This window comes from Vibrio proteolyticus NBRC 13287 (genome assembly GCF_000467125.1).
GTDB lineage: Bacteria > Pseudomonadota > Gammaproteobacteria > Enterobacterales > Vibrionaceae > Vibrio > Vibrio proteolyticus.
In genome coordinates this window covers 87850-100146 of the sequence record NZ_BATJ01000013.1, presented here as the reverse complement: position 1 = coordinate 100146, position 12297 = coordinate 87850, and the positions used below count along the sequence as shown (strand labels likewise).

The following is a 12297-nucleotide window of genomic DNA, read 5'->3' as shown; positions in this document are numbered from 1 at the left end:
AAGCTGCGAACATAAAGCTATTGAATTGACTATGAAGAGAAGTTATCGCAGGAGCTAAACGACGGGTATCGAAAGGTAACTGAGAACAGACTTGTACTTAACATTTCACTAATAGCTCGTTTGCCAGAGCTGACACCACTATACACCTTGTTTTCTAAATGACCAGTTTTATTTTTCTAACGGGCCAGAGGGAAGTTTGTACTGACAGGAGCTAAATACACCTTCTGCTGCTGACACGATCAACAAGCGCATTACTGCGCAAAATATCATCAAATATTATTTCTCATCGCTAAAATAGGAAGAAAGATGAGATTTGTTTTCATTCTAATGATTATGTAAGACTCATTCTCACCCAAGCTTTCATTAATAGGGTTTTTTTAAATCTATCTCATTGAATCTGTTTATTATATATATTTGATTTTAATTTTTTTATTGGTGTAAATTTTACAAAAATTATAGACATAATGAGTAAATAGTTCGTGATAAGATTCGCAGCAGTGAGAAAGGTCACTTTTGTGGAGTTATGTTATGAATCGTAAAACTGGCGCTGCACTTCTTTCGGTTTGTTCGAACAGCGGACTTATTGTGATGAAAGTAATGGTCGGCATCGTAAGTGGCTCGGTGAGTATCATTTCTGAAGCGATACATTCAGCCATGGATTTGATTGCGGCGTTGATTGCATTGTTTGCCGTGAGTCAATCGGATTTACCTCCGGATGCCAATCATCCTTACGGACACAGCAAAATTGAGAACGTTTCTGGAGTATTGGAAGCCCTGCTGATCCTGGGCGCGGCGGGCTGGATAGTCTACGAAGCGGTAGAAAAACTGCTTGATCCACAACCTGTCAGTGCAATGGGATTAGGGGTGGTTGTGATGCTGGTTTCCGCTTTGATCAACGTTTTGGTCTCACAACATCTATACCGGGTGGCGCGAGAAGAAGAGTCTGTCGCTCTGGAAGCGGATGCGTTGCATCTGAAAGCCGATGTGCTGACTTCTGTGGGGGTGGCGGCGGGATTGGGGCTGATGCTGATCGCCAGCTACTTTGGTTATCATTGGTACTTTATTGATTCAGTGGTTGCCATTGGTGTGGCGCTGTTCATCACCCGGGAAGGCTTTGACATGTTGCGTAATGCGTTTCGGCCTTTGCTTGACCACAGTATTTCTGAGCAAGAGCTGGCTCTGACCATGGAAACCATCCGCAACGCGTGTGGACCCGGCGTAGATTACCATCAACTGCGTACCCGCTATGCGGGGCGCCGCCGCCACATCGATTTCCATCTCACCGTGCCGAAACAGATGTGCGTTGAACGTGCGCATCAGAAGTGCGATGAAATCGAAGCGGCCATCATGGCAGTGTTGCCGAATGCTGAGGTATTGATCCATGTTGAGCCGGCGTAAAGCCGCCAAAGAAAAAGAGCGACCATCGGGTCGCTCTTTTTCACTCAGATGACGTTCACCCGATTTGTCAGGCCGTTCTCGCCAGAGCGATCGTGAAAACAATTCACCAGTTTGTGCTCTTCGGCGTAGTACGTCAGAAACTCGATCAGATCGTGGAATGAGATTGCTCGGACGCCAAGATCAATCACGGTTCCGGCATGATGCTTATTGAACTCAGAGCCAACACGAATGATCAACTTTTCCGGGCTGACGACTTGCTTTGCTTTGTGTATCAGCGATTTAATTTTATTTCTGCGCTTGGTTTTGTCTTTGTGTGGTGGCGTTTCTACGGGCATACCGGTGAAGTTCACATCACTGTTCTTGTTGCCCTTGAGCGCCTGACGAGTGCCATTAACCAAGTATTTGGCATCTGTGAGCAGGCCTTTTGCCAGGCTAAAGCCGGTCGCCTCTGCGTCTGTGCTGGCTGACGCATTCTTACCTACCGGTGAGAATTGTCCCGCCGCTTTACTCATGATGGTTTCAGCCGCTTGAGCAGCGTATTGCGCATTATTGGCACCGAGTGGTGATTCGAGTGCCGTTTTTAGTACCGGACTGACGGTGTCAGCAAAACCGGCGGTGGCCGCAGTCATGATCAGATGACCGGTATTGTGAACGATAGCGTTGCCAAATGGGCAGGTTGTCGCCGCGTTCAGCTCCTTGCTGCTTTTATTGATCCAGATTTTAATGCTGTCATAACGATTTGTGACGTAGAAATAGCGCGGCGTCGCGTCTTCCATACTGCCCAGTTTTTCGATAATGGCGTCAATGGTCCCGGCCATAAACGCATCTTTAACTGATACGTCATTCGGTGTTCTCAGGTGTTTGAGATCAACCGAGCCGCGAACCGCGATCCCCAGTTTTTTATCGGCAGCGCATCCGTTTAACTCGTAGCACACGGTCGCCTCTTCGCCTTTGAATAGGTTTAGTAGATTCATCATATCGCCCTGTATATTGTTTATTATTCTTAAAGTGGTTGTGTCTGGCGGCTAACGTCTCAAGCCGGAAATGGCCCGATGATCCACTTTCTCTCCGGCATTATAATTCAGCAATTTCAAACACTAGGGTGCACATTTAGGACGTATTTGTCGGGTGAATGTGCTGTTTCCCCACGAAAATGAAAATTCCACACGTCAACAGTGACCTTATGCGGTTTTGAACGATAGCCCTTTTCTTTAATGCGTCTTAATTTGTGATTATCATTAAGATAACGATCGTTGTGTTAATTCGTTAAGATGATATACTCCGCGACGTTATAGCTAGAACATTTGACGTAATAGTGACGATAACGTGGTGAAAAATGGAGTTAACTAACATAAACGATGGTTTTAAAACAAAGTTTATTCTTGCTGAGCAGTATCAGTTTGATCCGAACTGCAATACGTTGGTGGATATCCATGACGACAAACGTTTGTTTCACTTGGGGAGCAATGAAGGGCGGATATTGCTGGCGTTGTGCATTCATCAGCAGAAAATTGTGACACGCGAAGAACTATTAGAGTTTGTATGGCGTCAGAAAGGCTTTGAAGTCGATGATTCGAGCCTTACCCAAGCTGTTTCAGTTTTGAGAAAAGTACTAAAAGACTCGACTAAGTCGCCTTTTTTCGTCAAAACAGTGCCAAAGCGTGGTTATCAGTTGATCTGTACAGTTGAACTAGTGATCTCAAGATCGCCAGATAAAGCTGACATTGAGAGCACTGAGTGGATGATAAGCTCTGAAAACCCGGATGACAGCCAACCGTTTGACGACGATATTCAGCCTGAGGTGATGGACTCACCAGAAAAGGGGAGACGTCCGTATATTGTTCCGGTATGGCTTAATGGGTTGTTTATCGCCTTGATGTTAAGCCTGCCTTTGATCTCTTATTGCCTCACTCTTTCTCCTTACGACAACGTCATGCGCTATGCCACGATTGATGATGTGGAGATTGAAGTACCTGATGAGCAGCCGGAACTCATTCGCTGGCTAGAACAAGTAGACCACTGTATTGGTCACTATATTCGGACTTATTCGGATTCGCAGCAGCTTGAGAGAGTCGTCGTCACTGGAGATCCTGACCGTGAAGTCATGTTGAACTTAATTCATTTTTTGCCGAGTTCTGATAAAAACCAAACCCTTGTTTTTTATTCATACAGCACGCCTGAAGTTGTCTGCCAAACCGGAGTATGAGAATGAAAAAGAAATATGTATGGATCAGCGTGGCGTGCTCTGTATTACTAAGTTTATTGATATTTGTTATTGGTCGCTCAGATTTGCACCGTACGTTAACAGCCCGAGAGTGGGAAATGACACTAACAACCTTGATTCCGCCTCTTGAGCGAGAGCTCGTTGTTGGGCCAATACGTCAGATAGATATACACGCCTCCATAAAGTTTTTATCGGATGGTACGTACACTCGTATGACCCAACTGCTTATTTTGACGCAACGTTCTAAAAATAGAGACGCGTTACAGATCTCCGATACCGGGACCTGGAGCTCGCGCGATAACTACATTATGACGGCAGCTAAAGAGTACCATGTTACTTCGTCTGTACCCGAAGTACTCTCATCATCGCAAATGGATCTCATCGCTGAGTTTTATCGGATCGAAAATCAGCAAAGCTGGAAAGTGCAGGCAATCAATGAGAGGACCCTGCTACTTACTAACCATAATTTCGGTTCCAATGTAATATTTGCTAAGTAAAAGCGCACATCCCCCCATATTCATTCCTATCAATCATTCAACGATAAACCTACTGATGTGGCGACGTCAGTGGGTTCAGGCGCATTCGTGTTGCTGCTCATAATCGTGACGCGAGTCTATGAACACTGCAGTTGCGGGTACAGTGATATGTATTTCAGTTTGTGCTATTTAATTTAAATAACAAGTGTTGTGTTAAATGGTGTTATTGTTATATCCTCTGTTCCGCTTGGAGCCGCTCTAACTGCGTGAAGGCGGCGATATCAGATGAGTTCTGAGTAAGACATTTTACTTTTGGTTGTAATGGCGTGGGTGTTGTTGCAATAGAGCGTAACGAATTACGGGTATACGAATGGTGAAACGAAATAGTCGGCGGATATGGGCTTGGTTTTTATTGGTGCCACTGGCATTGATGACTGGGTGTGAAGAACAACTTCAGGACAAGAGAGAACGAATTTCAAGACCAGTTAAGTTGCATACTGTGGGTATGGACTCAGTCCAGCGGGTATTTAAATATCCGGGACAGGTGTCTGCGGTCAAGCAGTCGGACATGGCTTTTGAGGTCTCTGGCAGAATCAGCGAGTTTGCGGTGATTGAGGGGGAGTTTGTCCGGGCTGGCAAAGTATTGGCTCGTCTGGAGCCAGACACGTTTCAGGCTCAGCGTGACCGGATGCGAGCTGAAGTGAGTGCGGCCAGAGGTGACTTTGAACGATATCAAGCGGCGTTTAAACATCATGCTGTCACTAAGCAGCAACTGGATCAGGCTCGTCGTGGATTAAGAGTCGCACAAGCTGAGCTAAAGCAAGCACAAAAAATGCTAGATGACACTGTGCTTGTCGCGCCATTTGATGGCCGAGTGGCGAAAAAAATGGTGGAAGATTTTGCCAACGTGCAGGCCAAACAAACGGTACTAACTCTTCTAAGTGAAGAGGCGTTGGAAATGAAAATTCACGTTCCAGAAGCTGACTGGGCGCGAACCAAGAAAGTGGATGCCGTTTCGGACATCGATTTCAATGAGCAGATTTTTGTTGAGCTGAGTGCTTATCCTAATGCTGAGCTACCCGCAAAAATCAGCGCATTCTCCTCTATGGCCGATCCGGTGACTCGTACTTTTGAAGTGACGGTCAGCTTTGAAACGCCGAATGTCGTAAGTGTCAGTCCGGGTATGACAGGCCGCGTTTTGTATCGAGAGAAGTCAGAACAAGACCGGATAGCTGGTGGTTTTGCAGGCACTACGTTTATGATTCCTGAAAGCGCTATTCTCGCCGAGCCTGACAAATCCGCATCTGTTTGGGTGGTCGACCCGAAAGTAGGTGCAGTGGTACGCAAAGCCGTGAGTTTAGGTGATGCGACTGGCTCTCGAATCCAAGTCAGAAAGGGGCTTGCGAAGGGCGACGTGATTGTAACCTCCGGTGTCCAATTTCTCACTGAAGGTGATTTAGTTCACTTGATGGAGGAATAGGTGACATGAATTTAGCTGCTGTCGCGATCAACAATCGAATTGTCACATTGGTTCTTACGGTTGTGATGTTTGTTTCAGGCGTTTTGTCCTACCTCAATATGAGCCGTCTGGAGGACCCAGAATTTACAATTAAAGAAGCTTTGGTTATTACGTCTTACCCGGGCGCCTCTGCGCTTGAAGTAGAGCAAGAAGTCAGTGATGAACTCGAACAGGCTATTCAACAACTCGGGCAACTGGAGCGCGTAAAGTCGAAGTCAGAGCGTGGTTTATCGACGATCACAGTAAAGGTGAAAGATGAATATGATAAATCCACTTTGCCGCAAGTCTGGGATGAACTGCGCCGGAAAATTAATGATGCCCAAGCATCCTTACCCCCGGGAGCCAGTCAGTCAATTGTTATGGACGATTATGGTGATGTGTATAGCGCCTTTTTGGTGGTTACAGGAAAAGACTACAGTTATGCCGAGCTGAAACGTTATGTTGATACCCTCAAGCGTGAACTGCTGCTGGTTAAGGATGTGGGTAAAGTCACCACTTTTGCTGAAAGGCAGGAAGCGATTTATGTTGAATTTAATCGGGATCGCTTGTCTCAGTTAGGTATTCAACCTGAGGTGATCATTGGACAACTTCGGCAAAAAGGGTTAGCCGTTGACGGAGGGCGCGCTCGTCTTGGTCGTGCGTTCGTGACGATTAAACCGACTGGTGGTCTGCAGTCACTTCAGGATATTGAAAGTTTGTTGATCAGCAGCCCTGTTAATGGGCGGCAGATCTATCTACGCGATGTGGCTGCAGTTACCCGAGATTATGTTGATCCAGTGAATAATGAGATTCGTTTCAATGGGTTAGCTGGGATCGGGCTGGGAATCTCAACGGTTTCCGGTGGCAATGTGGTGACCATGGGAGAGGCTTTGCTATCTCGCTTAGCCGAGCTTGAAAACCAACGGCCAGTTGGCATCCAAGTCAACACCGTATCCTTTCAATCCGATTCAGTACAAAACGCGATATCAGGTTTTGTCACTAGCCTTATTGAGGCAACGGCGATTGTCATTGTTGTTTTGTTGTTGTTTATGGGGTTGAGAAGTGGTCTCTTGATCGGCTTCATCCTGATTTTGACGATTGTAGGATCGTTCCTATTTCTAGCGCCTTTTGGTGTTGCACTGGAGCGGGTGTCATTAGGAGCACTCATCATTGCGTTGGGGATGCTGGTCGATAACGCTATTGTTGTTGTCGATGGTGTTCTGATACGGATGCAAAAAGGGAAGCCAGCGAAAGAAGCGTCAATCGATGTAGTCAGAGAATCAGCCTGGCCATTGCTGGGAGCCACTCTCATCGCGATTCTGGCTTTTGCCGCTATCGGAACATCAAATGATGAAACCGGTGAGTTTTGTCGCTCTTTATTCCAGGTCGTATTGGTGTCGTTGTTGCTTAGTTGGCTGACAGCAGTAACGGTGACGCCGTTGATGTGTGTCTTATTTTTCAAAAAAACTCCGGCGTCCGAAAGCAATAGTGACCCGTACGATACTCGTTTTTACAATCGCTATAAGGCGCTTCTGCGTAGCTGTATCCGTCACCGATACCTCAGCTCAGCGTCGGTGGTGGGTTTATTTGCCCTATCTATGTGGGGGTTTACGCTCATAGAGCAAAACTTCCTTCCCAGTGCAACACGACCACAGTTTTTGGTTGATTACTGGTTGCCGCAGGGGACACACATAGATGAAACCCGCGAAGATGCCAAAGTGATCGAGAAGATATTACTTGAGCAAAATGGTGTTGAGACCGTGACCAGCAGCGTCGGTGAAGGAGCACTTAGATTTTTGCTGACTTATCAACCTGAGCAGCCAAACAGTTCTTACGCGCAATTTATTGTGGGAGTGTCTGATCAAAGTGTTATTGATGAGTTGCTTCCTAAAGTTGAAGCCCAGATTTCCGCGGCGCTTCCAGATGGCCAGGTTTATGCTTCAACATTTCTACTGGGGCCTGGTTCAACGGGGAAAATTCAGGCACGCATAAGTGGTCCGGATACTGATGAACTTAGACGCATTGCCACACAAGTCGAACATATATATCGAATGGAGCCAAACACTAAGTCTGTACGCACCGATTGGCGCCAACCAGTAAAAGTGATCAAAGCCGTCATGGCTGAAGAGCAGGCCGATACGAATGGCATCACGCACCAGATGGTGGCTCAGGCTATTCAGGAGGGCTTCCAGGGGGTCGTGAGTGGTGTGTACCGTGAGTCAGATTTACTTCTGCCTATTATTGTTCGCTCAGATGAGAAAAGCCGCAATGACATAGGCAGCCTGTCGGATCTGCAAATATGGAGCCATTCGGCTCAGCGAATGATTCCGCTAAGACAGGTGGTGACGTCTTACGAGGTCGCGTTTGAGGATGAAATCATCCATCGCAGAGATCGTAAACGAACGATCACCGTTTTTGCCGACCCTATAAAAGGAAATGCCAGCAAGCTATTTGAGCAAATTCGTCCTAAGGTTGAAGCACTAAACCTGCCGGCTGGCTACACACTGGAATGGGGCGGCGAATATGAAGATTCACGGAAAGCTGAGTCTGGTTTAGCGTCTTCGATACCGATTTTTGTGATTGCGATGATCCTCATTACCATCATGATGTTCAACTCATTACGCCAGCCTCTGGTCATCTGGCTTTGTGTGCCGCTGGCTTTGATTGGTGTTACGGTTGGCCTGTTGGTGTCGGGAGAAACATTTGGTTTTATGGCCTTGTTAGGGTTTTTAAGCCTGGTCGGAATGCTGATAAAAAATGCGATTGTCCTTATCGAGCAGATTAATTTGGAGCTACCGTTAGGTCGAGGTCTCACCACTGCGATTGTGGATGCATCAGTGAGTCGTTTAAGGCCAGTATCCATGGCAGCGCTTACTACGGCGCTCGGAATGATTCCTTTGATCTTCGACAATTTCTTCTCGTCCATGTCGGTGACGATCATTGGTGGGCTGCTCTTTGCTACCCTGCTGATCATGATTGTGTTGCCGGTTCTCTACGCATTGATATACAGGGCACCGCACACAGAATAATCTTAAAAAGCCGGATATTTATCCGGCTTTTTATTATTTGGGGGGCATTAAGGGACGCCGATTTATTGGCCGGGTTTGATCAGCGTAAGGACTGCGTCGGACAGCAATTGAATTTTCTCCGGTGTGAACCTTTCTGGTTCAATAGACATCATCATCATCCAACCATCACCAAGCGCACTAAGCTGTTCAGCCAACATATCGGCAGTAATATCATTTCGGATAATTTGATTTGACTGACCTTTTTCTACCAGAAATGTCAAAGCTTCTCTGATTTTTGCATAGTGACGTTGAATGACCGGGGCAAATGCGGGCTCTTGTCTAGCGTGAGTGAGTAGCTGTAAAAATGCCAGCCATAAGCCCGGTTGTTCAGAATCATCCCAGGTTAACAGCTTTTCTATGACTAAGTTAATGTCGGCGTGTGGCGTATCAAATGCAAGCTGCTTGTGGAAGCGTATAAACAGTTCTTCTGCGACTGCGGCTAGCATTTCTTCTTTATTGGCGAAGTAATACGTTACGGTGCCTGTCGTCGCCCCCATTCTCTTGGCGACTTTGCGCAGTGACGCACCCGAATAACCTTCTTCTGCCGTTACGGCAATTGCCGCAGACATCAGCTCAGCCTTTCTGGAGGCTCGATCACCAACAGGTCGTCCCCGGTTGCGTTTGGTGACGCCTTTTTCAGTCGGCTCCTCTGAAGTCGATCCTATATTGCTCATAGAGTTTTGACTAATGTCTCTCAAAGTATGGTCTTTGTATTCTATTACTAACCCCAAGTTGATAGAAGGGCTGGTGTCCAATACCGCAACGTTTGAAGATGACATTTTTCTTCATAAATTGTTATTTCCTGTCATGTTGTCATTAATATGTCGAGCTGTCATAACTTTGACTATGATTTTTATGCAACTCATTGTAATAAATGCACTTTTACCTAGACTAATTTGTGATCTAAGTCTAGAATTCTGGCCTCAAAGAAGTGGGAATAATCTTAATCAGTAGGGACACGCTCAAATTCACCATAAGGGCCAAGAAATGCAGTTTTCCCTAAAAAACATGTCTATTCGCAAGCAGGTGCTACTGCCTGTCATGTTTACCACTCTGGCGTTGTTGATCTCACTGTGGGTGACGAAAAACAACCTGGAATCTGAACAAGCACTGATCATCTCCAACACCAACGACCTGGTGTTCTACAAAGACACTCTCGCTCAGATTGACGATGAGGTTTATCCATTGCGCATCAGCGCCGTGTACGCCATTTACGATGCTGACCGCCGCGACGCCTTTCTCGCTGAGCTAAAGCAAAGCATGCAAGCCATTCAGCACGATCTGAATGAAATGGCCAAGCGCAAAACCTTTGCCGGTGATGTGCAAAATGTACGTCAGGCGATTGAAGGTTACGTGAACTATTCCGTGCGTGCGGTCGAGTTTTTGTCTCGCAGCGATCAGGGGCTGGTCGGTGAGCACGAATACGACCAGTTTATCTCAGGCTACCGTGATGCAGGTATCCAGATGGTCAAGGCGATCAACACCCTGTCTCGCAAGGTCAATGAGTTCTCCACCCGTTCAATGGAGAAAAGTGCTGAGCAGAATAAGCATGTACAGAATGTCGCGTCGTTATCGGTACTGGCTGTGCTGGCAGTCTCATTACTGGCGGCTTGGTTCCTGTCGGGCATGATCGTTACCCCAATTATCAAGTTGCAGGGCGTGATGCGTGAACTGGCGTTAGGGCATCTCAATGTTCGGGCTGATGCTGACGGCGAAAATGAAATCGCGATGCTGAGTAAAGACGTCAACAAGACAGCTATACAATTACACTCAACTGTAGAGCAACTGATCCGCATCAGTGAAGAAGTGGCCTCTGCCTCAACTGAGTTGGCGGCGGTCATGACTCAGGCAGAACAGAATGCGCAGCAGGAGCTGTGTGAAATCGAGCAGGTGGCATCGGCGGTTAACGAACTGGCCAGTACTGCCAACAATGTCAGTGACAACGCAACGGCAGCCGACTCTACTGCCCGTGAAGCCGACGAACTGGCGAAATCAGGTTTAGCGATATTTGGCGAAAGCAAACAAGCCAGCGAACAGATGTCGAATGCACTCAATGACGCTGCGTCGGTCGTGCAGACACTGAAACTGCAATCGGAACAGATCAGCAATGTCATCGAAGTAATCCGTGATGTGTCTGAACAGACAAACCTGTTGGCACTGAACGCGGCGATTGAAGCTGCGAGAGCGGGAGAATCTGGACGCGGCTTTGCCGTGGTGGCTGATGAAGTTCGTATGCTGGCGGCGCGCACTCAGGAATCGACGGGCGAAATTCAGGCGATCATCGAAGAGTTACAAAAGCAATCTGGTCTGGCTGATACCAGCATGCAAACCAGTCTGGAAATGCTGCATCGCAATAACGAGCTGGCGCAGCGCGCTAATGATGCTCTGGTGGGGATTACGGAGTCGGTATCAGACATCAATGATTCCAATACTCAGGTGGCCACTGCCGCGGAAGAGCAGTCTCAGGTCACTCAGGATATCAATCGCAGTGTCGTGAATATGTCTGAACTGGTCAATCAGAATGTGGCCGGGATAAGCCAGAGCGCAAGCGCGAGCAGTGAGTTGTCACACCTGGCAGAGAAACAGAAATCACACCTGTCGTTCTTCCATTTGTAAACGACCCAAATGGTCAAAAGCCGCTGCGCATCAGCGGCTTTTTTGTACCCGAAAACAGTGTGATGCACACAAAGTTTGCATTACATAACTGTAATTTTGATTGCAGAAAAAAGTGATCGATGTTTGGAAAATGTATTTGAGAGTTAGATAATTTTTACAAATTGATTTCCATCAAAATGGTGGGGTTTTTATGTGTTAGGGTGCTCACCAATTCCAATAAATATTGCCACACCAAAAGGAAATAATAATGAAAAAGACGCTTTGCGGCCTTGCCGTACTTTCTGCCCTGATGTCTGCGAATGTTCTTGCGCACAGCAAAGGTGACTTTATTCTTCGCGCTGGCGCAGCGACCGTGGTGCCAAACGACAGCAGTGATAAAATTCTTGGTTCTGATGAAGAGCTGAAAGTCGATTCCGATACTCAACTGGGACTGACTTTTGGTTACATGTTTACCGACAACATCAGTTTCGAAGTACTGGCGGCATCGCCGTTCAAACACAACATTTCGACCGGTCTGGGTGACCTGGGTGATATCGCAGAAACCAAGCATTTGCCACCGACTTTTATGCTGCAATATTACTTTGGTGATGCACAGAGCAAGTTCCGTCCGTATGTGGGTGCAGGTATCAACTACACCATCTTTTTCGATGAGAAGTTCAACAACAAATCGGGTCTGAAAGATCTGGATCTGGACAACTCATGGGGACTGGCGGCAAACCTGGGTGCTGACTACATGATCAACGACAAATGGTTTGTGAACGGTGCGGTTTGGTATGCAGACATTGACACTGAAGCCACTTACACCGACGGCGTCAACAAGTACAAAACCGACGTTGAAATCGACCCTTGGGTCTTTATGGTGGGTGTTGGCTATAAATTCTGATCAACTCTGATTGTGTAAAAAGACGGCTCCGGCCGTCTTTTTTAATGGGCCGTACCTCTGACAACACGGCGACGCCGAGAGCATAAACTGAGTAAAAAGCTGATTTACAACAAAGCCCGTGAAATTGTGGAGAG

General features: G+C 46.9%; 9 protein-coding genes. 7 read left to right on the top strand and 2 right to left on the bottom strand.

Going from position 1 to position 12297, the window contains the following annotated elements; translation table 11 throughout:
- The first annotated feature begins 528 nt into the window (after positions 1–528).
- Positions 529–1398 carry a cation diffusion facilitator family transporter gene (locus tag VPR01S_RS15950; protein ID WP_040902909.1) on the top strand — a complete coding sequence of 290 codons (870 nt, stop codon included), beginning with the start codon at positions 529–531 and terminating at the stop codon, positions 1396–1398.
- A gap of 44 nt (positions 1399–1442) precedes the next feature.
- On the opposite strand, the gene VPR01S_RS15945 is transcribed toward VPR01S_RS15950, so the two are convergent.
- On the bottom strand, positions 1443–2375 hold the full coding sequence (locus VPR01S_RS15945; RefSeq protein WP_021706393.1) for a hypothetical protein: 933 nt from the start codon (positions 2373–2375) through the stop codon (positions 1443–1445).
- Positions 2376–2734: 359 nt separating this feature from the next.
- On the opposite strand from VPR01S_RS15945, the gene VPR01S_RS15940 reads away from it, so the two are divergent.
- From VPR01S_RS15940 to VPR01S_RS15925, 4 genes are all read left to right on the top strand, one after another.
- Positions 2735–3604, top strand: a complete 870-nt coding sequence (locus tag VPR01S_RS15940) for a winged helix-turn-helix domain-containing protein (protein ID WP_021706392.1) — start codon at positions 2735–2737, stop codon at positions 3602–3604.
- Positions 3605–3606: 2 nt separating this feature from the next.
- Positions 3607–4119: a regulatory protein ToxS gene (locus tag VPR01S_RS15935; RefSeq protein WP_021706391.1), complete on the top strand. Its 513-nt coding sequence runs from the start codon at positions 3607–3609 to the stop codon at positions 4117–4119.
- A 349-nt stretch (positions 4120–4468) separates the two neighbouring features.
- Positions 4469–5578: an efflux RND transporter periplasmic adaptor subunit gene (locus VPR01S_RS15930; protein WP_081693185.1), complete on the top strand. Its 1110-nt coding sequence runs from the start codon at positions 4469–4471 to the stop codon at positions 5576–5578.
- A gap of 5 nt (positions 5579–5583) precedes the next feature.
- Positions 5584–8625 carry an efflux RND transporter permease subunit gene (locus tag VPR01S_RS15925; RefSeq protein WP_021706389.1) on the top strand — a complete coding sequence of 1014 codons (3042 nt, stop codon included), beginning with the start codon at positions 5584–5586 and terminating at the stop codon, positions 8623–8625.
- A 62-nt stretch (positions 8626–8687) separates the two neighbouring features.
- Here the strand turns inward: VPR01S_RS15925 and VPR01S_RS15920 are convergent, their stop codons facing one another.
- Entirely contained in the window at positions 8688–9443 is a 756-nt protein-coding gene (locus tag VPR01S_RS15920; protein ID WP_202599241.1) for a TetR/AcrR family transcriptional regulator, read from the bottom strand.
- Positions 9444–9651: 208 nt separating this feature from the next.
- On the opposite strand from VPR01S_RS15920, the gene VPR01S_RS15915 reads away from it, so the two are divergent.
- Together VPR01S_RS15915 and ompW are read left to right on the top strand one after the other, a co-directional pair.
- On the top strand, positions 9652–11280 hold the full coding sequence (locus tag VPR01S_RS15915; protein ID WP_021706387.1) for a methyl-accepting chemotaxis protein: 1629 nt from the start codon (positions 9652–9654) through the stop codon (positions 11278–11280).
- Between the two features lie 247 nt (positions 11281–11527).
- Positions 11528–12163 (top strand): outer membrane protein OmpW, encoded by a 636-nt coding sequence (ompW, locus tag VPR01S_RS15910; RefSeq protein WP_021706386.1) that lies wholly within the window; start codon positions 11528–11530, stop codon positions 12161–12163.
- Positions 12164–12297 lie beyond the last annotated feature (134 nt).